22 protein-coding genes are annotated in these 21,300 nt (G+C 62.4%); 12 read left to right on the top strand and 10 right to left on the bottom strand.

What is annotated here, in order from left to right:
• The first annotated feature begins 105 nt into the window (after nucleotides 1-105).
• The gene (locus K5R33_RS11425; protein WP_220749179.1) at nucleotides 106-1,296 is read left to right on the top strand and encodes an oxidoreductase; all 1,191 of its coding nucleotides are present in this window, start codon (nucleotides 106-108) and stop codon (nucleotides 1,294-1,296) included.
• A 7-nt stretch (nucleotides 1,297-1,303) separates the two neighbouring features.
• On the opposite strand, the gene K5R33_RS11420 is transcribed toward K5R33_RS11425, so the two are convergent.
• Nucleotides 1,304-2,263 carry a DUF808 domain-containing protein gene (locus tag K5R33_RS11420; protein ID WP_220749178.1) on the bottom strand — a complete coding sequence of 320 codons (960 nt, stop codon included), beginning with the start codon at nucleotides 2,261-2,263 and terminating at the stop codon, nucleotides 1,304-1,306.
• A 243-nt stretch (nucleotides 2,264-2,506) separates the two neighbouring features.
• Between K5R33_RS11420 and gap (K5R33_RS11415) the strand changes: the two genes are divergently transcribed.
• The 11 genes from gap (K5R33_RS11415) to K5R33_RS11365 all read left to right on the top strand — a co-directional run bounded on the left by gap (K5R33_RS11415) (nucleotide 2,507) and on the right by K5R33_RS11365 (nucleotide 12,932).
• Nucleotides 2,507-3,505: a type I glyceraldehyde-3-phosphate dehydrogenase gene (gap, locus tag K5R33_RS11415; RefSeq protein ID WP_220749177.1), complete on the top strand. Its 999-nt coding sequence runs from the start codon at nucleotides 2,507-2,509 to the stop codon at nucleotides 3,503-3,505.
• Nucleotides 3,506-3,624: 119 nt separating this feature from the next.
• Nucleotides 3,625-4,038 (top strand): GNAT family N-acetyltransferase, encoded by a 414-nt coding sequence (locus K5R33_RS11410; protein WP_220749176.1) that lies wholly within the window; start codon nucleotides 3,625-3,627, stop codon nucleotides 4,036-4,038.
• A gap of 46 nt (nucleotides 4,039-4,084) precedes the next feature.
• Complete coding sequence (locus K5R33_RS11405) at nucleotides 4,085-4,228, top strand: hypothetical protein (protein WP_220749175.1); 144 nt, start codon at nucleotides 4,085-4,087, stop codon at nucleotides 4,226-4,228.
• A 122-nt stretch (nucleotides 4,229-4,350) separates the two neighbouring features.
• A complete protein-coding gene (gene gap / locus K5R33_RS11400; RefSeq protein ID WP_220749495.1) occupies nucleotides 4,351-5,352 on the top strand; it encodes a type I glyceraldehyde-3-phosphate dehydrogenase in 1,002 nt (333 codons plus the stop codon).
• Nucleotides 5,353-5,507: 155 nt separating this feature from the next.
• Nucleotides 5,508-5,942 carry a RidA family protein gene (locus K5R33_RS11395; RefSeq protein ID WP_220749174.1) on the top strand — a complete coding sequence of 145 codons (435 nt, stop codon included), beginning with the start codon at nucleotides 5,508-5,510 and terminating at the stop codon, nucleotides 5,940-5,942.
• Nucleotides 5,939-7,111: a phosphoglycerate kinase gene (locus K5R33_RS11390; RefSeq protein ID WP_220749173.1), complete on the top strand. Its 1,173-nt coding sequence runs from the start codon at nucleotides 5,939-5,941 to the stop codon at nucleotides 7,109-7,111. The genes K5R33_RS11395 and K5R33_RS11390 overlap by 4 nt, the downstream gene beginning before the upstream one ends.
• 498 nt (nucleotides 7,112-7,609) lie before the next feature.
• The gene (locus K5R33_RS11385) at nucleotides 7,610-8,503 is read left to right on the top strand and encodes a fructose bisphosphate aldolase (protein ID WP_220749172.1); all 894 of its coding nucleotides are present in this window, start codon (nucleotides 7,610-7,612) and stop codon (nucleotides 8,501-8,503) included.
• 156 nt (nucleotides 8,504-8,659) lie between these two features.
• Nucleotides 8,660-8,959 carry an FtsB family cell division protein gene (locus tag K5R33_RS11380; RefSeq protein ID WP_220749171.1) on the top strand — a complete coding sequence of 100 codons (300 nt, stop codon included), beginning with the start codon at nucleotides 8,660-8,662 and terminating at the stop codon, nucleotides 8,957-8,959.
• Nucleotides 8,960-9,203: 244 nt separating this feature from the next.
• Entirely contained in the window at nucleotides 9,204-10,223 is a 1,020-nt protein-coding gene (gene pdhA / locus K5R33_RS11375; protein WP_220749170.1) for a pyruvate dehydrogenase (acetyl-transferring) E1 component subunit alpha, read from the top strand.
• On the top strand, nucleotides 10,224-11,600 hold the full coding sequence (locus K5R33_RS11370) for a pyruvate dehydrogenase complex E1 component subunit beta (RefSeq protein ID WP_220749169.1): 1,377 nt from the start codon (nucleotides 10,224-10,226) through the stop codon (nucleotides 11,598-11,600).
• Between the two features lie 12 nt (nucleotides 11,601-11,612).
• Nucleotides 11,613-12,932 (top strand): pyruvate dehydrogenase complex dihydrolipoamide acetyltransferase, encoded by a 1,320-nt coding sequence (locus tag K5R33_RS11365; protein ID WP_220749168.1) that lies wholly within the window; start codon nucleotides 11,613-11,615, stop codon nucleotides 12,930-12,932.
• 38 nt (nucleotides 12,933-12,970) lie between these two features.
• Here K5R33_RS11365 and cysE read toward each other — a convergent pair whose 3' ends face one another.
• From cysE to K5R33_RS11320, 9 genes are all read right to left on the bottom strand, one after another.
• Nucleotides 12,971-13,789: a serine O-acetyltransferase gene (gene cysE / locus K5R33_RS11360; protein WP_220749167.1), complete on the bottom strand. Its 819-nt coding sequence runs from the start codon at nucleotides 13,787-13,789 to the stop codon at nucleotides 12,971-12,973.
• A 70-nt stretch (nucleotides 13,790-13,859) separates the two neighbouring features.
• Complete coding sequence (locus tag K5R33_RS11355; protein WP_220749166.1) at nucleotides 13,860-17,753, bottom strand: baseplate multidomain protein megatron; 3,894 nt, start codon at nucleotides 17,751-17,753, stop codon at nucleotides 13,860-13,862.
• A 3-nt stretch (nucleotides 17,754-17,756) separates the two neighbouring features.
• A complete protein-coding gene (locus K5R33_RS11350; protein ID WP_220749165.1) occupies nucleotides 17,757-18,203 on the bottom strand; it encodes a C40 family peptidase in 447 nt (148 codons plus the stop codon).
• Nucleotides 18,200-19,072, bottom strand: a complete 873-nt coding sequence (locus tag K5R33_RS11345) for a phage/gene transfer agent baseplate hub protein (RefSeq protein ID WP_220749164.1) — start codon at nucleotides 19,070-19,072, stop codon at nucleotides 18,200-18,202. Before K5R33_RS11345 ends, K5R33_RS11350 begins: the two co-directional genes overlap by 4 nt.
• Complete coding sequence (locus K5R33_RS11340; protein WP_220749163.1) at nucleotides 19,069-19,701, bottom strand: DUF2460 domain-containing protein; 633 nt, start codon at nucleotides 19,699-19,701, stop codon at nucleotides 19,069-19,071. The genes K5R33_RS11345 and K5R33_RS11340 overlap by 4 nt, the downstream gene beginning before the upstream one ends.
• 11 nt (nucleotides 19,702-19,712) lie before the next feature.
• Nucleotides 19,713-20,360: an RcGTA-type gene transfer agent tail tape measure protein gene (locus tag K5R33_RS11335; protein WP_373314167.1), complete on the bottom strand. Its 648-nt coding sequence runs from the start codon at nucleotides 20,358-20,360 to the stop codon at nucleotides 19,713-19,715.
• Nucleotides 20,360-20,548: a rcc01693 family protein gene (locus K5R33_RS11330; RefSeq protein ID WP_373314166.1), complete on the bottom strand. Its 189-nt coding sequence runs from the start codon at nucleotides 20,546-20,548 to the stop codon at nucleotides 20,360-20,362. The genes K5R33_RS11335 and K5R33_RS11330 overlap by 1 nt, the downstream gene beginning before the upstream one ends.
• Nucleotides 20,549-20,556: 8 nt before the next feature.
• Complete coding sequence (locus K5R33_RS11325) at nucleotides 20,557-20,880, bottom strand: gene transfer agent family protein (RefSeq protein WP_220749161.1); 324 nt, start codon at nucleotides 20,878-20,880, stop codon at nucleotides 20,557-20,559.
• A complete protein-coding gene (locus K5R33_RS11320; protein WP_220749160.1) occupies nucleotides 20,880-21,293 on the bottom strand; it encodes a phage major tail protein, TP901-1 family in 414 nt (137 codons plus the stop codon). Before K5R33_RS11320 ends, K5R33_RS11325 begins: the two co-directional genes overlap by 1 nt.
• Nucleotides 21,294-21,300 lie beyond the last annotated feature (7 nt).

Below are 21,300 nucleotides of genomic sequence, written 5' to 3'. Positions count from 1 at the left end.
CCGGACGGCCGCGCTTCAGACCCTCTGATCCCCGGTTCAGCCCGGGGGTCGGACATCAGGCATTTTCGCTTTACCGCCGAAGGATTTTGGTGACAGGTCGAGGGCATGACACCCGCAGATCTCTTCGCCCCCCTGACGCTTCCATGCGGCGCGGTTTTACGAAACCGGTTGGTCAAATCGGCGATGTCGGATTCGCTCGGTGACGGCCAGGGGGACCCCGGTCCCGTTCAGGCGCGTCTTTATGAGCGATGGGCCGAAGGTGGCGTCGCCGCTTCGATCATTGGCGAGGTGCAGGGCGACCCCTTCGCGGCGGAGAAGCCGGGGAACCTGGTGCTCCACGATGGCTCGGACGGTGGCAAGCTGGGCGCGTTGACCAACCGCGCGACCCAGGACGGTGCCCACCTCTGGGCGCAACTGGGCCATGCGGGTGCCATGGCCCATCCGCCGATCAGTCGGCCCCGGGGCCCGAGCGCGCTGAACCTGCCCGGTTTGGCCTGCGAAGCGTTGTCGCTGTCCGATATCGCGGCCCTCCCCACGGCCTTCGCACGCACCGCTGCGCGCGCGGTCTCCGCCGGATTCACGGGGGTGCAGATCCACGCGGCCCACGGCTTTCTGCTGAGCCAGTTCCTCTCCCCTCTCTTCAACAAACGCGGCGACGCCTATGGCGGGACCCTGACCAATCGCATGCGCCTCCTGATGGATGTGGTGAGCGCCGTTCGGGAGGCCGTTGGACCGGATCTGCCCGTCGCGCTCAAACTCAACGCCACAGACCAACTGCAAGGCGGCTTTGCGGAGACGGAAGCGTTGGAGGTCATCGGTGCCCTGTCGGGCTCGGGCCTAGATCTGATCGACATCAGCGGCGGGACGTATTTTCCCGGCGCCCCCTCCGCCTCCGACCGGACGACGCCGGCCCCCTACTTCCTGGCATTCGCGGCGGTGGCCCGTCAGCGGACCGACGTGCCGTTGATGATCACCGGCGGGATCAAGACCAAGGCGGATGCCGCGCAGGCGCTCGCAGGGGGAGCCGTGGATGCGGTGGGTCTAGCCCGGAGCCTGATCATCGACCCTGCGTTACCGCGGACATGGCGTCGCGGGGGCAACGATCCGGCGTTTCCCCGGTTTAGCAATCCACCAGAAGGCGGGATCACGGCGTGGTACACGATGCGCCTGACAGCCTTGGCCGAAGACAATGACGCCGCCGCACCCCTGTCGATGGAAGAGGCCGTGGCCGCCTATGATGCCAGGGATGAGCGGCGCGTGAGCCTGTGGCAGCAGAGGTTTGGCGGCCCGGATTAGAGGCGCGTCAGTGGGCCTTGGCACCACCGAACAGGCCCGAAACCCGCGTCACCACTGGAATGAGCGCCAGCCCGAGGGCCAGGCCCACAATGCCGTCCAGGACCGCTGTCACCAGCCATTCGACAAAACCTTTGGCCACGGTCGCCACCTCTGCCGCACCCACGGCGATACCGTGGATCAGGTCGTAGGGGCCGTGCCAGACGATCTCGCCCACGGCGTGCACGACGATGTTGCCGCCAACCCAGATCATGGCAGCCGTCCCGATCAAGGTAAGCGCCTTCATGAAGCCGGGCATGCCCCGCACGACGCCGCGTCCGATGGCGCGCGTTACTTCCAGGCGGGCATGGGTCGCCATGGCGAGGCCCACGTCATCAGCCTTCACGATCAGGGCCACGGCCCCGTAGACGGCCACAGTGATGATCAACCCGGCCACGCCCAGAATGATCGCCTCGTACCACCAGGCCGAGCCGGGATCGATGTTCGCCAGGATGATCGTCATGATCTCCGCCGATAGGATGAAATCGGTTTTGATGGCCCCAGCCACGCGCTTTTCTTCCAGGTGAGTGGCGTCCAGCGGCGTCGTCTCAGGGTCGATGTCCGACAGGTCATCGTGGGGGACAAGCCAGTGATAGACCTTCTCCGCGCCCTCGAAACACAGGTACAGACCGCCCAGCAGAAGGAAGTAGGGGATCAGCCAGGGCGCGAATTGCGACAGGATCATCGCAATGGGCAGTAGAATGACCAGCTTGTTGAACGCCGACGCCCGCCCGATCTTCCAGACGATGGGCAACTCCCGCGCGGCCTGAAAGCCGTGGACGTATTTCGGCGTCACGGCCGCGTCGTCAATCACCGCCCCTGCCGCCTTGGTCCCGGCTTTGGCAGCCTGCCCCACGATGTCGTCGATACTGGCCGAAGCGACCTTGGCAATGGCCGCCACATCGTCGAGCAAAGCCAGCAAACCACTCATATCCGTCCCCTTCCGGCCCCTGCGAATCCCAGGTCTTTGGACGCACGAGATGCCACCTCGACGCAACCGTCAACGGCCCAGCATCTGGGCAGTTCCGCCCCGTTAGCGTTAACCGTTACCGCCACCATGGCGGTTTAACGCTAACGGCATGCGATAGCACACCTTTTCGACATTGTGACGCCACAGGTTGGGTCTATAGCAGCACCAACACGTGCAGCAATTTCTTAAAGGACGGAGATGGTCATGACGGTCACGGTCGGCATCAACGGGTTCGGGCGGATTGGCCGCTGCACCCTCGCACATATTGCTTCGGCAGCTCGCAACGACGTCGCCGTCGTTAAGATGAATGCCACCGGCCCCATCGAGACCAATGCCCACCTCCTACGCTACGACAGCATCCATGGCCGCTATGGTGGTCAGGTGCGCGTCGAAGGCAACACCCTGGATCTGGGCGCGGGCCCCATCGACGTGATGTCGACCTACGATCCGCAGGAGCTGGATTGGGAGGGCGTCGACGTCGTCCTGGAATGCACGGGTAAGTTCAACGAGCGGGAGGCCGCCGCCGTCCACCTGTCGCGTGGCGCCAAGCGGGTTCTCGTGTCCGCCCCCGCCAAGAACGCCGACAAGACGGTGGTCTATGGCGTCAACCACCGGGAGCTGACGACCGATCACCACGTGGCCTCCAACGCGTCCTGCACGACGAACTGCCTCGCCCCGCTGGCCAAGGTGCTGCACGAGGCCATCGGCATCGAAGCCGGGATTATGACCACGATCCACAGCTACACCGGCGACCAGCCGACGCTGGACCGCCGCCACAAGGACCTGTACCGCGCCCGCGCCGCCGCCATGGCGATGATCCCCACCTCGACCGGTGCCGCCAAGGCCATTGGCGAGGTTGTTCCCGAATTGGCCGGTAAGTTGGACGGCACCGCCCTGCGCGTTCCGACGCCGAATGTCTCTGCCGTGGACCTGACCTTCCAGGCGGGCAAAGATGTGACCGTCGCCGACGTCAACGAAGTCGTGGCGGAAGCCGCCGCCGGACACATGGGTGCCGTGCTGGCCTATGACCCGGAGCCCAAGGTCTCCATCGACTTTAACCACACGACCCATTCGTCGATCTTCGCCCCCGATCAGACCAAAGTCATCGGTCGCACCGTTCGCGTCCTGGCGTGGTACGACAATGAGTGGGGCTTCTCCTGCCGGATGGCCGACGTGGCCGGTCACATGGGTCGGCTGATCTAAGCCACCCAAAGACAAGATATCGCGCGCCGCCATGGCGCGTTGGAACCGCCGGACCCGCGTCCGGCGGTTTGTCGTTTCTGGCGCCTTGCCGTCCCGAGGCCAATCCCCATGATGGCGGAATGGAGATCATCCCGCTCACGGCCGAAGACACGTTGCCCTTGCGCCAAAAAGTTCTTTGGCCCGACCGTCCCCTGGGCGCGCTCCGCGTTCCGGGCGACGACGATGCGATCCACCTTGGGGCGGAACGATCCGGCAGCTTGGTCGGCGTCGCGTCCTTTTATTCCGACGGACCGACCTCTGCGCGGCTGCGCAAACTGGCGGTCGATCCCGCTTATCAGGGTCAGGGCCTGGGGCGCGCGCTGGTCCAAGCTGGGGCGTTGGTCTTGCGCCAAGCGGGATGTGACACCCTCTGGTGCGACGCGCGGGCGACCGCCCTGACCTTTTACCACGGCCTTGGGTTTACGATTGCCCCCGACTCGTTCGAGAAATCCGGCCTCGCATATCACAAGGCCCATTTGGATTTGCGCGGCTGACGCCTGCACCCTTGCGCTTTGACGGGACGACACGGATGGTCGGGCCATGTCGAACGCCGTCGCCCTTGTCCTCGCCCTGTCAATCACCTCCGTGGTTCTGGCGGACCTATTGTTCAACGGCGCCGATGCGTTGCTGTTCCTGGCGCGCAAGTTCCTCGCCCTGGTCGAGTACCTGGCCGTCTGGCGCTAACGCGGCTCCGAGCTAATCCGCGACATATTGCCCTTGCCTCCCACACCATGTTAGCGCAAACGCGGAACTGTTAGCGGTAACGACCCGTTGCCGTGGAAAGCACCGCAGATTTGTCGGAGGACATCATGGTCAAGGTAGCAATCAACGGCTTTGGTCGGATCGGGCGCAACGTGTTGCGTGGGATCATTGAATCGGGCCGGACCGACATCGACGTCGTCGCCATCAATGACCTGGGTCCGGTCGAGACCAATGCCCATCTGTTGCAATACGACAGCGTCCATGGGCGATTCCCCGTCGACGTGAAAACCGGGGACAATTGGATCGACGTTGGCCGGGGCGAGATGCGCGTGACCGCCGAACGCAATCCGGCCGATCTGCCGTGGTCGGACGTTGACGTGGTGATGGAATGCACCGGAATTTTCACCTCGAAGGAGGCCTGCCAGGCGCACTTGGAAAATGGCTCTAGCCGGGTATTGATCTCGGCGCCCGGCAAGAATGCCGACAAGACCATCGTCTACGGCGTCAACCACAACACGCTGACCTCAGATGACCTTGTGGTCTCCAACGCCTCCTGCACGACAAACTGCCTGTCGCCCGTGGCCTCAGTCCTGAACGACACGGTTGGGATCGAACGGGGGTTCATGACCACCATCCACAGCTATACCGGTGACCAACCGACGCTGGATACTATGCACAAGGATCTGTATCGCGCGCGGGCGGCGGCCCTATCGATGATCCCAACCTCCACCGGGGCCGCAAAGGCTGTGGGACTGGTCCTGCCCGAGCTGAACGGCAAACTCGACGGCGTGGCGATCCGCGTGCCCACGCCCAACGTGTCGGTCGTCGATCTCACCTTTACCGCATCCCGCGCCACCACCGTCGAAGAGGTAAACGACGCGATCCGCACCGCAGCCGACGGCAAGTTGAAGGGCGTTCTTGGCTACACGGACAAGCAACTCGTCTCGGTTGATTTCAACCACGACCCCCATTCTTCGATCTTCCACATGGATCAGACCAAGGTCATGGACGGCACCATGGTGCGCATCCTCAGCTGGTATGACAACGAATGGGGCTTTTCGAACCGCATGGCCGATACGGCGGTGGCGATGGGAAAACTCATCTGACGCGGGTCGGTTGAGGTCCTCCGGCAAAGCGGCGGCGCGTGAGCATAGGTCTGCGTCCGCCGCGCCCTTGACTGGTGGTCCTGGCGCCGCTGCTCCAACTTGACGGGGCGCCCGGTGGCGGTCGAGACAACGGCATTCCAACGCGGAGCCGCCCAATGATGCGCATCAATCTCAATCCACCCGGCCTGTGGCCCAGCCTGGGCTTTCCCATGCAGCAGGGGGTGATCGAACCGGCGGGTCGGCGCGTCCACCTGACGGGGCAAGTGGCCTGGGACGCCGAGGGACACATTCTTCATCCAGGGGACGCTGGCGCCCAAACCCATGCCGCGCTCGACAACGTGGCGCGGGTATTGGCTGCGGCGGGGGGCACTTTGGATGACCTCGTGTCGATGACGACCTATCTCGTGAAGGCCAGCGACTGGCCCGCCGTCTCCGCCGCCCGTGCCGCACGGTTCAAGCCAGACTTCGGTCCGGTCTCGACTGCAATCGTGGTGGAAGCCCTGGCCGATCCTGCCCTATTGGTCGAACTGGAATGCATTGCCGTGATTCCCGACGACCGGGTCGCGGCCACGACCGGAGCAACGCCATGACCTTCAAAACCCTCGACGACATGGACCTGGACGGCAAAATCGTCCTGACCCGCGTGGATATCAACGTCCCGGTCGAAAACGGGCGGGTGACCGACACCACGCGGATTGATCGCATCGTTCCGACCATCAAGGACATCGTCGCTCGGGGCGGGAAGCCGGTGATGCTGGCCCATTTTGGGCGCCCCAAGGGTCAGGTCGTGCCCGAGATGTCCTTGCGTCAGGTGGTGCCTGCCTTGTCCGAGGCACTCGGCTCAGAGGTCGCCTTCGTCGAACGCCCCGACCGTGGCACGCTGGAAGGAACGACTGGCCCAATCCTGATCGAGAACACCCGCTTTTCCCCGATGGAGGAAGCAAACGATCCGCAAATGGCGCAGTTTCTCGCCTCGCTAGGGGACGTCTATTGCAACGATGCGTTTTCGGCCGCCCACCGCGCCCATGCCTCGACCGAGGGCGTGGCGCGTCTGCTGCCCGCCTGCGCGGGACGTCTGATGCAGGCCGAGTTGGAGGCGCTGGAGGCCGCGCTCGGCACGCCAAAGCCCCCGGTGGCTGCGGTCGTGGGCGGGGCCAAGGTCTCGTCCAAGCTGGACCTGCTGGGCAATCTGGTGACCAAGGTGCAGCACCTGATCATCGGGGGCGGCATGGCGAATACCTTCCTGGCCGCCCAAGGCGTGAACGTTCAGGCCAGCCTCTGTGAGCATGACCTCTTGGACACCGCGCGGGACATCCTGGCGAAGGCGGAGGCTGCGGGCTGCGCCATTCTCCTGCCCCGCGACGTCGTTGTCGCCGCTGAGTTCAAGGCAAACCCGCCGACGAGGACTGTAAAGACCGAGGAGGTACCGGAGGGACAGATGATCTTGGATGCGGGGCCGGACTCGGTGGCGCATATCAAGACGGTGCTGGATGGGTGCGCGACACTGATTTGGAACGGCCCCCTCGGGGCCTTTGAGATGTCGCCCTTCGATGCCGCCACCAATGCGGCAGCCGCCCACGCCGCTGTCTTGACCAAGGCGGGAACCCTGGTGTCGGTCGCAGGCGGTGGCGATACGGTCGCGGCCCTGAACCAAGCGGGCGCGGCAGAGGCGTTCTCCTACATCTCCACCGCTGGGGGTGCCTTCCTTGAGTGGATGGAAGGCAAGGAACTGCCTGGCGTCGCGGCGCTTTCTGCCTGAGCCTGCCCGCGGGCGGCGCGCAATGCCGCGCCACCGCACAAGTTGTGCTGGTCGTGATCGCTGCCGGTGCAAGCAACAGGGCGGCCCAAAGGACCGCTCGCGTTGCCCTGGGACTAGCGGGGCGTTTCACTTTCGCTCGCTCGTTTCGGGTTCAAAACTCTTGCAAACAGCGGCGAGCGACTTGGCACCAAATCCCAGCGGGCGTCTGATGATCGGATCACACAAAGACCCCTGGTGCCCGCAAAACATACTCCCGCGGGAACGTGGACATCCCACGGAACCGCCCTCAATTTGACCACGCACATCGGTCTGTCGGCCGCCCCAAAGACACAGCCCAACCACCGGATCATGCGCCAAAGACGACGGTACCGACTCCGACCAAATGGGCTGCTCGGGGCAACACTCCGTCGCCGGTGTCCGGTTAGCGCAATCATTCCCTTGCGAGAGCGCTGACGGCGTTCTACGCCGAAGGCGACCATTTCAGCCTTCGGAGTTCCCATGACCCAGACCGACAAAGCCGCAAAGATCCGCGCCGGACAGGGCTTCATTGCCGCGCTCGACCAATCGGGCGGCTCCACCCCCAAGGCGCTGCGGCTCTATGGGATCGAGGAAGACCGCTATTCCGGCGAGACGGAGATGTTCGACCTGATCCACGCCATGCGCGCCCGGATCGTGCGCGCGCCTGCCTTTACCGGAGAGGCCGTGATTGGCGCCATCCTGTTTGAACAGACCATGGACCGTGAGTTCGAGGGCGCGCCCTCGGCCACCTATCTGTGGGAAACGAAGGGGGTCGTCCCCTTCCTGAAGATCGACAAAGGTCTGGAAGAGGCGGCCAATGGCGTGCAGCTAATGAAGCCAATGCCTGACCTGGACGCGACCCTGGCCCGCGCCGTCGAAAAAGGGATCTTTGGGACCAAAGAACGCTCGGTCGTTGGCGCCGCCAATGCGGAAGGCATTGAGGCCATCGTCGCCCAGCAATTCGCGGTCGGGAACCAAGTCCTGGCCCATGGGCTGATCCCGATCCTGGAACCCGAAGTGACGATCTCCATCGCCGATAAGGCCGAAGCGGAGGCGATGCTCCGCGACGCAATCCTGAAGCATCTGGACACCCTGCCCGAGGGCACGGAGATCATGCTGAAGCTGACTCTGCCGGAAGAGCCGAACTTCTACGCCCCGCTGGTGGACCATCCCAAGGTCATGAGCGTTGTGGCTCTGTCCGGTGGCTATTCGCGGGACGAGGCCAACGACCGTCTGTCCAAGAACCGGGGCGTCATCGCCAGCTTCAGCCGCGCCCTGACAGAAGGCTTGTCCGACGCACAGGACGATGACGCCTTTAACGGGGAACTTGGCAAAACCATCGAAAGCATCCGTGCGGCTTCCGTCGCTGGGTAATCTTCGCTTTAAGGGGACCGCGCACCAGGTGCGTCGGTCGACCGTTACACGGACGCGCCCTTTGGGGCGCGTCTTGCATTTGGGGGATTCCTATGGGCCACAGCCCATGGCATAGTCCCGCCAAGGACCCATCAGAGGTTTCTGGAGCAGGCAGATATGGCACCCAAACGCAGAACGCCGGGCTACGGCATTATCCTTCCGATCGCTCTGCTTGGCTTTGCCGGGTATTTCGTTTTTGCCGCCGTCCAAGGTGAATACGGCGTCTTTCGCCGGGTAGAGCTGGAAGCGGACCGTGCGCGGTTGGAAGGCGAACTCGCTCTGTTGACCCAAGAGACAGACCGCATGCGTGACCAAACGCGGCGCCTGTCAGATGACTATCTCGATTTGGACCTGCTGGACGAACGGGCGCGCATCGTGCTCGGCATGGCGCGCGTCGACGAAATCGTCATCGAATAAGCCCTCGCGCGGGTCCGAGCGGCCTGTCCCCTTAGATCGATACACCATCCGTTTTTGAGACCACGGAATCCGTCCGTTCGCACGTTTTGGCGGCGTGTCGCAACGACGGCTGGCTTGACGGGCAATCCGTAAAGTCTTGCAGACATCGCGATGCAGGTTTGCAGCGAAGGGACTTCCCGTAGGAGAACCTTTCCGCTAGGAGATTGTTTAACGTTGAACGATCTCTGACTCGGAGGAGGACCCAATGGCCACACGCAAGGCGCCTGCCAAGGCGAAGCCGAATGTGTCTAAGGACGACCTGCTGCAATACTACCGCGACATGCTGCTGATCCGGCGGTTCGAGGAAAAAGCAGGCCAGCTGTACGGCATGGGCCTGATCGGCGGGTTCTGTCACCTCTACATCGGGCAGGAAGCCGTTGTCGTTGGCTTAGAGGCCGCCGCCAAAGAAGGCGACAAGCGCGTCACCTCATACCGCGATCACGGCCATATGCTGGCCTGTGGCATGGACCCAAATGGTGTCATGGCTGAGCTTACGGGGCGCGAGGGGGGGTACTCCAAGGGCAAGGGCGGCTCCATGCATATGTTCTCCAAGGAGAAGCATTTCTACGGCGGCCATGGGATCGTTGCGGCCCAAGTGCCCATCGGCGCGGGTTTAGCCTTTGCCGATAAATATAAGGGCAACGACAACGTCACCTTCGCGTACTTCGGCGATGGGGCCGCAAACCAGGGCCAGGTCTATGAGGCCTACAACATGGCGGAGCTCTGGGATTTGCCAGTGATTTTCGTCATCGAGAACAACCAATACGCCATGGGCACCTCGACCCAGCGGTCAACCAAGTCACCCAGCTATTGGGAGCGTGGCGCCGCCTATGGCATCCCCGGCGAAGAAGTGGACGGGATGGACGTTCTGGCCGTGAAGGCCGCCGGCGAAAAGGCCGTCGCCCACTGCCGCGCGGGCAAGGGCCCCTACATCCTGGAAATCAAAACCTACCGCTATCGCGGCCACTCCATGTCGGACCCGGCCAAATATCGAACCCGCGACGAAGTGCAGAAAATGCGCGAAGAGCGGGACGCTATTGAGATGGTACGTCAGATGCTTCTGACCGGCGAGCACGCCAGCGAAGACGACCTCAAGGCCATCGACAAAGACATCAAGAACATCGTGAACGCCTCGGCGGAATTCGCGAAGGAAAGCCCGGAGCCCGCGCTCGAAGAGTTGTGGACCGACATCTATGCAGACGAAATTCCGCAGGAGGCCGTGTAAATGGCAACCGAAATCCTGATGCCAGCCCTCTCCCCCACGATGGAGGAGGGCACGCTCGCCAAGTGGTTGGTCAAAGAAGGCGACAGCGTCGCCTCCGGCGATATCCTGGCGGAAATTGAGACCGACAAGGCGACCATGGAATTTGAGGCCGTGGACGAAGGCACCATCGGCAAAATCATCGTCGCTGAGGGCACCGAAGGGGTAAAGGTGAATTCCCCCATCGCCCTGTTGCTGGAAGACGGCGAGAGCGCGGACGCGGTGACGACCACCACAGAGGCCACGACACAGGAAGCTCTGGAAGAGGCCGCGACCCCTGCCCCTGCCGCCGCGCAGGTCGCGAGCGAGGAACCGACCCCAGTGTCCAAAGCCTCGCCGGACTGGCCGGAAGGCACGGAGATGATCACCCAAACCGTCCGCGAGGCCATCCGCGACGCCATGTCCGAAGAGATGCGCGCCGACGACACGGTGTTCGTGATGGGCGAAGAGGTGGCCGAGTACAACGGCGCCTACAAGGTGACCCAAGGCATGCTGGACGAGTTCGGGTCGCGCCGGGTCATCGACACGCCGATCACGGAACACGGCTTCACCGGCATCGGCGTTGGCGCAGCCTTTGGCGGCCTGAAGCCAATTGTCGAGTTCATGACGTTCAACTTCGCCATGCAAGCCATTGATCAGATTATCAACTCTGCTGCGAAGACGCTCTATATGTCCGGCGGACAAATGGGCGCGCCCATGGTCTTCCGCGGGCCGAATGGCGCCGCCGCGCGGGTGGGCGCCCAGCATTCCCAGGACTACGCCGCTTGGTACGCAAGCATCCCCGGCCTGAAAGTCGTGATGCCCTATTCGGCGGCGGACGCCAAAGGCCTGATGAAGACGGCCATTCGCGACCCCAACCCGGTCATCGTCCTGGAGAACGAGATCCTCTACGGGAAGTCGTTCGAGGTGCCCAAGCTGGACGATTTCACGATCCCCTTCGGCAAAGCCCGGATCTGGCGCGAGGGCTCGGACGTGACGCTCGTCTCCTGGGGGATCGGCATGACCTACGCCCTAGAAGCGGCCGAACGGTTGGCAGCCGATGGGATCGAGGCGGAGGTCATCGACCTGCGAACGCTCCGCCCAGTGGATTATGACACGGTTCTCGCATCGGTCATGAAAACCAACCGCTGCGTTCTTGTGGAGGAAGGTTTCCCGGTCGCGTCTTTCAGTGATCACATGGCCTCGACGATCATGCAGCGCGCCTTCGACTACTTGGACGCGCCGGTCGTGACCTGCACGGGCAAAGACGTACCGATGCCCTACGCCGCGAACCTTGAAAAGCTGGCGCTGGTGACGACCGACGAAGTCATCGAAGCCGTCCGCAAAGTGACCTACAAGTAAGGGGCCGCAGATATGGCAACCGAAATTCTGATGCCCGCCCTCTCACCCACGATGGAAGAGGGGACGCTTGCGAAATGGCTTGTGAAGGAAGGCGACACGGTATCCTCCGGGGACCTTTTGGCCGAAATCGAAACTGACAAAGCCACAATGGAGTTCGAAGCCGTCGATGAAGGTATCGTCGGCAAGATCCTCATCGCCGAAGGAACGGAGGGCGTGAAGGTCAACTCTCCCATCGCGGTCCTGCTCGAAGAGGGAGAGGACGCCTCCGCCGCTGAGGTCGCCACCTCGGGCGGTGGCACCAGCGTCCCCGTTGCTGACGCGCCCGCCGACACTGCGCCTGCCAAGGCGGAGGGTCCTGATGACAGTGCCACCCCGGCGCCCGCCGCCAAAGGTGATCGCGTCTTTGCGACACCGGTAGCGCGCCGGATCGCGAAGGACAAAGGCTTGGATCTCAGCCAAATAAAGGGATCGGGCCCGCGCGGGCGGATCGTCAAAGCAGACGTCGAGGGGGCTCAAGTCAGTGCAGCGCCAGCACCCGCCGCCGCCACGGATGCACCAAAGCCAGCCTCAACCGACGGCCAAAAGCCCGCGATGCCCGCTGGCATGGCCGCGGACACAATCCTCAAGATGTACGAAGATCGGGAGTTCGAAGAGGTCAAGCTGGACGGGATGCGCAAGACCATCGCAGCCCGCCTGACCGAGGCCAAGCAAACGATCCCGCACTTCTACTTGCGGCGGGATATTCACCTCGATGCTCTGCTGAAGTTCCGCAGCCAGTTGAACAAGCAGCTTGAGGGTCGCGGGGTCAAACTCTCCGTGAACGACTTCATCATCAAAGCAGGCGCCTTGGCGCTCCAAGCGGTGCCTGACGCCAATGCTGTCTGGGCCGGAGACCGCGTGCTCAAGTTGACCCCATCGGACGTGGCGGTCGCCGTAGCGATCGAGGGTGGGCTCTTCACGCCAGTGCTGAAGGACGCGCACCTGAAGTCTCTGTCAGCTTTGTCGGCTGAGATGAAAGACCTCGCCGCCCGCGCCCGCGACCGGAAGCTGGCCCCCCATGAGTATCAGGGCGGTAGCTTCGCGATCTCGAACCTGGGAATGTTCGGCATCGACAACTTCGACGCGGTCATAAACCCACCCCATGGATCCATCCTTGCGGTTGGTGCAGGCGTCAAAAAGCCAGTGATTGGCAGCGACGGAGAGATTACCGCCGCAACGGTCATGTCTGTGACACTGAGCGTCGATCACAGGGTAATTGATGGCGCTCTGGGCGCAGATTTCTTGAAGGCCCTGGCAGAAAACCTCGAAAACCCGATGGTTATGCTGGCTTAATCAGGTGTGCGGCGACGTCGTCGACGCCGCCCCTATTCTCACGCGTCGGGCGTCCTGATCCCGATCAGCTGATCCATCATGATAGACGGCTGCGCGCAGCCAGCCTCACCGACGATCTTGGCCGGCACACCAGCCACCGTTTTCATGGGAGGAACCGCTTCAAGAACAACCGAGCCTGCGGCAATGCGGCTGCAGTGGCCGATGGATATGTTCCCAAGAACCTTCGCACCCGCCCCGATCAGAACCCCATCCGATATTTTAGGGTGGCGATCATCGTCTTCCTTGCCCGTGCCGCCCAATGTTACAGAGTGCAGCATGGAAACGTTGTCGCCAACGACGGCTGTTTCCCCGATGACGATGGAGTGAGCGTGGTCGATCATGATACCCCGACCAACACGCGCATTCGGGTGAATATCGACGCCGAAGACTTCGCTCACCCTCATCTGAACAAAGTAAGCCAGATCGACCCGGCCCTGTCGCCAGAGCCAATTGCCCACGCGGTACGCTTGGATGGCCTGGAAGCCTTTGAAGAACAGCAATGGCTGAAGAAACCGATGACAGGCCGGATCACGTTCGTAGACGGCCACCACATCCGCACGGGCCGCCTGCCCGAGTTCTGGGTCATCTAGATAAGCCGTATCCGACACTTCGCGCAGCAGTTGTGCCGACATTTCCGACGACGCCAGCTTCTGAGCGAACCGATAGGCGAGCGCCTGTTCCAGGGACCCGTGGTGCAAGATACAGGAATGGATCAACCCACCAAGCAGCGGCTCCCCGGCGATGGCATCGCGCGCCTCCCGCATTGCTTGGTCCCATACGAAGTCGACTGCGCGCACTGTGCTATCGGGCAAGGTCATGGTCAGTGTTCCTCAATTGCCCGATCAACCTAGTTGTCGGGGCGACCGAGGGCAAATCACCATTTGTGCGTCAATTCAGCAGCAGTCTTGAAAAGTGTCCAGGACCGAAGACGTCGGACACCTGTGCAACTTCCCATATCGTTGGACCGCTTCCCACCCCAACATCAGCCGCTTCGGTTGGTGAGAGAGCAAACTCCGTATCGCTCTGCTGCCAATCTCGCAGGAGAACGCCACCAGCATCGCGCACGCGCACCTCATAGCGTTCAACACTCTCCAAAAGGGGCACATCAGCGGCGTCCCAGGCTTCACCAACCGCCCGCGACCTGCGAACCCATGTCAGACGAAACCCGTCCTGATCCAGGATCGCCCGCAGATGGGCAGGCGCATAGGGCCGCAGCCCCTCGCCGATAGCCGTTTCAACCCGATAAACATAGCTAGGATGGTCAACACCCAAGCGGGCAGAGCCGATGCGATAGTGCCGGGGCAGTCCTAGCGCATCTGTCGCCAAATCAATTTGCTCCGCCGCGCCATCCAACAGCACAACCGTGCTCCCAATGGGCCAAACATCGGGGATGACAGCATCTGTGCCTCTCTGACCACGCAACCGTTGGCGAAGAGCCCAGACCCCTGGTTCAATCAACTGCGCATCCTGGAACTGAAAGATCTCCCATCCGCCGATGGACCCGTTCCCAATTGCCATCGCATTGGCGCCAGACAAAATAGCCGTGCGCGATTTGCTCTCCAACGGTGGCCCCTGAAGCCGCACAACAAGGTCCGGACCGCGATCCCATAGCCCTGCTTGTGCGCGCTCTAGAACCGTTTCCGTCACACCCAACGTTGCAGGCGTGTCGATCACCGTGTTCAAACGGTAACCTGCATCTTCCACCGATGAATGGATGGCAACCGACCCAGGCCAGGGCCTCGCAGAGACAGCCACATGGGGCGCATGCGGAACCTCCTGCCCCGTCAGCAGCGGCAGATCTAAGAAAACGGACTGAACGGGCAAAGCAGCCGCCGGTCGCGATTTTCCGGACCCATCTTCCACGGCATCGCTCGGGTCGAACACCGATGTCTCTGCGCGCACGGCCTCGACCCGCCGTTGTCCGGCGTCTTCAATCCGATCAATCCGCCAGGTATCGTCCGCATCCCCGACGCGCATCAGATCACCAACTCGCACGTCACGGGACGATGGGGGCAAGGCCAATTCGAGCGTGTCCCGCGCGATACGCGCCTCCGCCAGATAGCGTTCGGCAAGGGCATGTCCTTCCCCTGCTGTCAGCGACAATGGCAGTTCGCTATCCGTAATCGGCAAAGCATCTTCCCCAGGATGCACGGCATCCCCCGTACGCGGGGCAAAATCACCCCCCGCGTCCACATGATGCACTCGGACGCGGCCAGCCACCTCAGCCTCGGGCGCTCGCTGGACAGAAACAACCGGCTTAGTGCCATCGCGCACCAGCATGCTTTCTGCGATCGAGACCTCTTTCGCGTTTTCACGCATGGAAAATTGGAGGGTGCCCGACCGTTCGATAACCTCAATTCCATAGGCCAGCAACAACGGCTGCAAATCCGCGCGCGCGCTCTGGACAGAGGTGACGGTGTATCCACGAACGACACCATAGACCTCCGACACATCCACAGGTCCCAATCCGGCTGACTGACAAATCTCGACGATGACGCTGGCCAGCGACTGATTTCCTGATCGCCCATTGATCCAATGCCCACGACCGTAATTCTCGCCATCGGTCCAGAAGGACCGTAGATCGGGGAAGGCTGGCCATGGTCTTGCATCCCAAGCCCACGCCAGGCTGTGGGGCAGGTCCAACATGCGGCCCCCAAATTCCTCAGACACCGGATTGCGATCCGGATCCCGCCAATAGCCCAGGATTGCGCGCAAATACTGCGCCTGCATGGCGTCATCTCGACGGCCATTGGAATAGAAGGGTAGGCTCGACTCGGACGACTTTGGATCAAGAAACTTGTTCGGTTGATTGGCACCCTTATCGATTGCCGCGCACCCATACTCGGTGAAGCGAATAGGTTTGGACTGCGGCAACCATGCCGTCGGGGTCGAAAGCCGTTGCCCATCAATCCGGTCATGGTGCGGGTTGAGCCACCAAGACTTCAGATCCTTGTAGCGGTAGACCCATGGCTCCTGCGCAAGTCCGTCCGTGATCGGAACACGCCGTTGGGCATCCCGCGCCTCTTGAGTTGGGTAGTACCAGTCATACCCCTCGCCCCCTTCGACGTTGGCCATGAGGTACGGCAAGCTGCGCCCGTCACCCCAGGCCGCATCCGCATGGTTCAGTCCGTCACGCCAATCGGACAGCGGCATGTAATTGTCGATCCCGATGAAATCCAAAGCGGGATGGGACCAAAGCCGATCCAAATGGAAGTGAACGTTGCCCGTATCGACCGGATGATACCCGAAGTACTCGCTCCAATCCGCTGCATATCCGAGCTTAGCCCCAGGCAGCAAAAGACGGACGTCCTCCAACAAGGCAATCATAGCACCGACAGCGGGGAAGGTATCGTCCGCTCCGCGAATTTGCGTCAGAGAGCGCATCTCTGACCCAATACAAAAGGCTTCCACCCCGCCCGCAGCTGCGCACAAGGCAGCGTAGTGCAGGATAAACCGCCGATACGAAAACTCGTCGGGGCCGGAATACGATACCGTCCCATCATTGATCGCAAAATCACCGGGTGAAACCGTGCCAAAGAAGGCTGCGACCTCCGCATCCGCAGCCACCGTCCGATCCGTCGTCCCGTCACGGCCCGGTGCGATGTCGGTCGTGATGCGCCCTCGCCAAGGCAACACCGCCTGCTCATCCTCGCCCCAGGGGTCAGGTAGGCCATTTCCCGCAAGTTGATCCATCAAAATGAACGGGTAAAAGGTGACATCCAGACCGCGTGCGGTCATATCGCGAATGATCTCCACCACCGAGGCATCCCCAGGCGTGCCCCCATACACCGGGCGATCCTCTAGCGTTGGCACGACACCTGCCGTCTCGCGCGTCATTCCCGACACCGTCCAGGGTTGCGGTGTGCCATCGGTTTCATCCTGTTCCGCACGGGGGCGGATGGTACACTGCCCACATCTCAGGTCGTCGCCAAACCAGGACACTATCAACGACGCCGATGTCACATTCGGAAGCTCTTCCTGAAGATCTCTGAGCGATACCGAGACATCTGGCATGTCTTGCAATGTATTCACGTTGGCCGAGTCTTTTCCGCCAGCACCATGGTCATAATGCACCGGAGTCGTGGCCAGGGCGTATTCGCCCGTGCCCGGCATCAACGCGACCCCTTCCACAAGATCTGCAACGTCCAACTCATCTGTGTCGGGGGCTCGCACAACCTCAAAGGACAGCTGGGGCAGACGATTGCCAAACGGCGTCAGGTCCAGGTCCTCAATGACGACGTAGGATATCCCGCGGTAGGCTGGCGCCGCACCGATCCCTTCCACGGCCTCAATCAACGCGTCAGGCTGCTGGTCCTCGCTCCCGTCGTAGACCCGCATGTGAATGCTATCACGGGCAATCTCATTGCCATCGGCCCAAACACGTCCGACCCGGGTCACCCGTCCCTCGCACAGCGCCAAGGCGACCGACACGCTATAGGTAAAACTTGTCGTCTGGGGCGCCTTGGGTCCGCCCTTGCCACTGCCGCCAGACGTGGTTCGCGTCTCCTTGAAGCGTGTTGCCCAGATCACCTGCCCGCCCAAGCGAACGCGACCAACGACGCGTGGGATGGCCGCGCCTTCGGATGCACCCGTCAAGCGAAACCGATCAACGCGCCCGTGTTCAATCGCCTCGGCACCGGCGCCCATGATCTGTTGGTCCAACACCCGGCCCAGCGTCGCACCGGCAGCGCGCCCAACAACCGCCGCGCTGAGCCCCAGCACAGACCCGCCAAGACTGCCGCCAATCGCGGCACCGGCCGCACCAAGTACCAGTGTTGCCATGGGTTAGTCCTCCAAAGCCGCCTTGGCGGGAAAATCGAAACGGGCCACGATGCGACGCGCCCAAGGTCTGGACAGGGGGCTTTCGACAACCCCTCGTCCCGAATACGCGTGGATGAAAGCGGCCTCGGGCCCGATGCGGCTCAGCACACCAAGATGCTTGGCGACGGCACCATCGCGCATGCGAAACAACAGACATTCGCCGAGCTGAAACGGGCGGTCAGGCGAAACGGGCCGCAGATGACGAACCGCTGCCTGGAACAGAACCTCGTTGCGCTGCGGCTCAGACCAATCGGCCGAGTACGGCGGCACCGCCTCCGGCTCACGACCATACAAGCCGCGCCAAACGCCACGGATTAACCCCAAACAATCGCTACCCGCCCTCCGAACCGATGCCTGGTGGACGTAGGGCGTCCCGAGCCAACGGCGCGCCTCGACAACAACGGCGCTCATCGCTTGCCACCGTCGTTTATGGCCCCGGACGTGGGATAGGCCAGCAGCCAGTCCTCGCCCGGAATATGCGGACAGCCGCGATAGTTCAGGAAGTTGTCGAACTTGAACCGGCAGGTCTCGGCGCGCTTGTCGCACCCTGCCGTCAATCTGATGCGCGCGCCCGGTTGGAGCGGCGCGAGCAGCTTCGACCATAGCTCAATCCGACGCCCAGTGGCGCCCGACCGATCCGTCTTGACCTGCGCGACCGCCCCGGCCGCCTTGCCGTCCAGCACGTCCACCCGACCACGCTCGAACCATTTCGCTGCATACAGATCCAGTGCCGGAAGGGTCAGGATCCGGTTTTCATCGACGGCCTCTACAGTGACTTCGAGGGAAAAGATCTCACCCGAGAGATCTTTACGACACCGATTGTCACCCAACACAGCGTCACAGCGGGCCTGATAGACTCGTCCGCGCACCTTGTTCAGCTGCTCCGCCAGACCGCGCAGATCCGCCGAAAATGCGCCGCCGCCCCAGGCAATTTCGCCAAGCCTACCTCGAAACAGGACTTCGAACGCTTCCGTATCCATCCAGTTGACCAGGTAGGCAACGACCTCAGCATCGTCCCAACGACCCGCTCTCAGGTCCGCTTCGGTGATCGCAGCGTCGCTCAGCGCTCCGGTGGCTTCGACGTTGTCCACGGACAATCCGGTCGAGCCTTGCAGCGCCCCAGCGCTGAGCCCCGATGATGCGCGACACGTGACGCCATCAATTTCGAGCGACATGTCATGGTCGGTAAACCCGTACACTGCTCCGTCTTTTCGGGTGACGACCCAAGCGCGACAGACTGTGGTCGTCCCCTCGGCCAGATGATCCGCAAGGTCGCTCATACGCGCACCTCCACGACCGGGACATCCGGCACCTCGCCCGCCTGAAAGCTCGCGACCGACGTCTGAATACCGTCGCTGTCGAAACGAACCGGCACGTCAAACTCATAGCCAGCCGTCACCTGAACCCCGCGATCCGGCGGCGCCTCAAACATCACCACGCCAGTCACGGGATCGACCACGTAGTGGATCGTGTCCTGCAATTCGTCGTTCTCGATGCCAATCCGAACGGACCCGCGCACCGGCTTGGCAATCGGTCGCGTGTAGCTCTGGGTTCCTGAGACATAGGTCTTGGTCAACGCAAAGCTGCGGCGAACACCATCTCCCGTACCGATCACCTGGTCATCGAAGGCTGGTTTTCGCGACGGAGCACATGACTTATGGTCGGACCAATCCTTCCAGCGGAACCCATGCAGGCGACCGCGCCGCGCCTCGAAAAACGCAATCAAATCAGACACGTCATCCAATGATCGCATGCCGACACCGGCGTCGTAGCGACGACGCGAATGGGCCCATGGCGTGTTCCGTTCTTCATATCCGTTGGCGAGCGTGACGATCTCCGTCAGGCGCTCAGGGCCTCCCACGCTGCCCAGCGACAAGCGGGGGGGAAACTGTACTTCGTGAAAGGACATGCGCTCCCTCCTCAACGGTTGCGCGCACCGCGCGACAGGGCGCGGGACATTTCGGCAGCGACCTGGCTGCGGGATTTGCGAAAGCCTTCCACATCCGGCGTTTGGATGTTCATCGTCACATTGACGGCACGACCACCCCCAACCATTTCAACGCCCAACCGGCCGTTAGCGCCCCGCGTCAATGGCATGATCGCCTCTGGTCCGGCCTCTCCCATCAGGCCGGTGCCTCCTCGCATGGGGAAGGTGGTCGGACCTGCAATGACGCCACCCTTGGCAAAAGGCATCACCCGGCCTTGGGAAAAGGCACCGCCGTCGGCGAAGGGCAGGATGGCGTTGACACCCTGGGCCAAGGCCCCACCCAGCGCCGTTTGTACGGGTTTCATGGCCGTGTTGTAGACGGTGTTCAGCATTGATTTCGCCAAGCCGTTCAGTGCGTCCGACAGCTTCATGCCGTCAAAAATCACACCATCGAACGCCCGTTTGAGGCTACCGCCAAAACTGCGAGACATGCTGTTGACCTCTTTCTGGGTGAACAGCATCTGGTCTTCCAGTTTTCCCAGCTCATCGGTGAACCGCGAGACGATCACTTGCCCCCCACCCATGCGCTGTTCCAGGTCCTCTAGCGTCCGGTCCAAGCCTTCAAGCTCTCGGTCATCCATCAGGTGTCTCCCGTCGTGTCAGGGAACCGCGCGGCCAGGGCCTCCAATCCCGCGCGATCCATTGGTAGCTTTCCGTCGCCATGCCCCAGCAAGAACGCCAACTCCGCTGGTGTCAGCGCCCAGAACGCAGCAGGCGACAGGCCCAAGCCCCGGATCCCGGCGGCCATGAGCGCTGGCCAGTCGAACACAGGTCCGCTCATGCGCCCGGCAACGCAAAGGCGCGCCCCAACAACAGCGCCGCCACGCGCGTGCATTCCATGGGCCCCCCTTCGATCTCTGCCTCCAACAGGGTCTTGGCCTGGCCGTGCCAGCCGCCTCCCCGCAGACCTGCCAACAGCAGTGCGATCACATCGCGCGCGGTAAACGCGCCCGTTTCGAACCGCTGCACCAGCGCGACAAGGCTGTCGGCCTCCATGCCGGCCTCCAATTCAGCCAAGGCACCCAGGGTCAGTTTCAGCACATGGCGGCGCCCATCCAGGGTCAGCGCCACCTCACCGGCAAAGGGGTTTCCGTCGGCCATCAGAGCGGCGTGAACGTCAACTCGCCCGCCGAGGCCAGTGCGATTTCATAGGTCGCCTCACCATCATGGGTGCCCCCATATTCGAGCGACGTGATCTGGAACGCGCCCTGGACCACACCGAAATCGGGGACGATCACCTGGAAGACAGGGACTTCACCGTCAAAGAATAGCTGCCGCGCGCGGGCATCCGTATCCGCATCGCGGAAGATGCCTGATCCGCTGATAGCCGCCGATTTGACGCCACCGCCACCCAGCAACTCGCGCCAGCCGCCCGTACTATCCAGGGAGGTCACGTCGATCGACCCCGCATTAAACGTCAGCCGCGTCGCCCGAAGCCCCGCCATGGTGCCGAACACACCGTTCCCGTCCAAATCGACCTTCAGCAAAAGGTCCTTACCGCTTTGCACCGTCATCTCTTCG

Origin of the sequence: Jannaschia pagri (assembly GCF_019655435.1) — a bacterium.
GTDB lineage: Bacteria > Pseudomonadota > Alphaproteobacteria > Rhodobacterales > Rhodobacteraceae > Jannaschia > Jannaschia pagri.
Note: the sequence above shows the minus strand (reverse complement) of the source record. Positions and strands in the feature narration are given on the sequence as shown.

Bases quoted from the DNA above. Each gene is read 5' to 3' on its own strand.
- pdhA (WP_220749170.1), top strand. From the start codon at position 9,204: ATGGCCACACGCAAGGCGCCTGCCAAGGCGAAGCCGAATGTGTCTAAG.
- K5R33_RS11405 (WP_220749175.1), top strand. From the start codon at position 4,085: ATGTCGAACGCCGTCGCCCTTGTCCTCGCCCTGTCAATCACCTCCGTG.
- K5R33_RS11385 (WP_220749172.1), top strand. From the start codon at position 7,610: ATGACCCAGACCGACAAAGCCGCAAAGATCCGCGCCGGACAGGGCTTC.
- K5R33_RS11365 (WP_220749168.1), top strand. From the start codon at position 11,613: ATGGCAACCGAAATTCTGATGCCCGCCCTCTCACCCACGATGGAAGAG.
- K5R33_RS11335 (WP_373314167.1), bottom strand. From the start codon at position 20,360: ATGGATGACCGAGAGCTTGAAGGCTTGGACCGGACGCTAGAGGACCTG.
- K5R33_RS11410 (WP_220749176.1), top strand. From the start codon at position 3,625: ATGGAGATCATCCCGCTCACGGCCGAAGACACGTTGCCCTTGCGCCAA.
- K5R33_RS11390 (WP_220749173.1), top strand. From the start codon at position 5,939: ATGACCTTCAAAACCCTCGACGACATGGACCTGGACGGCAAAATCGTC.
- K5R33_RS11395 (WP_220749174.1), top strand. From the start codon at position 5,508: ATGATGCGCATCAATCTCAATCCACCCGGCCTGTGGCCCAGCCTGGGC.
- K5R33_RS11340 (WP_220749163.1), bottom strand. From the start codon at position 19,701: ATGTCCTTTCACGAAGTACAGTTTCCCCCCCGCTTGTCGCTGGGCAGC.
- K5R33_RS11345 (WP_220749164.1), bottom strand. From the start codon at position 19,072: ATGAGCGACCTTGCGGATCATCTGGCCGAGGGGACGACCACAGTCTGT.
- K5R33_RS11420 (WP_220749178.1), bottom strand. From the start codon at position 2,263: ATGAGTGGTTTGCTGGCTTTGCTCGACGATGTGGCGGCCATTGCCAAG.
- gap (WP_220749177.1), top strand. From the start codon at position 2,507: ATGACGGTCACGGTCGGCATCAACGGGTTCGGGCGGATTGGCCGCTGC.
- K5R33_RS11370 (WP_220749169.1), top strand. From the start codon at position 10,224: ATGGCAACCGAAATCCTGATGCCAGCCCTCTCCCCCACGATGGAGGAG.
- K5R33_RS11350 (WP_220749165.1), bottom strand. From the start codon at position 18,203: ATGAGCGCCGTTGTTGTCGAGGCGCGCCGTTGGCTCGGGACGCCCTAC.
- K5R33_RS11320 (WP_220749160.1), bottom strand. From the start codon at position 21,293: ATGACGGTGCAAAGCGGTAAGGACCTTTTGCTGAAGGTCGATTTGGAC.
- cysE (WP_220749167.1), bottom strand. From the start codon at position 13,789: ATGACCTTGCCCGATAGCACAGTGCGCGCAGTCGACTTCGTATGGGAC.
- K5R33_RS11355 (WP_220749166.1), bottom strand. From the start codon at position 17,753: ATGGCAACACTGGTACTTGGTGCGGCCGGTGCCGCGATTGGCGGCAGT.
- K5R33_RS11325 (WP_220749161.1), bottom strand. From the start codon at position 20,880: ATGGCCGACGGAAACCCCTTTGCCGGTGAGGTGGCGCTGACCCTGGAT.
- K5R33_RS11380 (WP_220749171.1), top strand. From the start codon at position 8,660: ATGGCACCCAAACGCAGAACGCCGGGCTACGGCATTATCCTTCCGATC.
- K5R33_RS11425 (WP_220749179.1), top strand. From the start codon at position 106: ATGACACCCGCAGATCTCTTCGCCCCCCTGACGCTTCCATGCGGCGCG.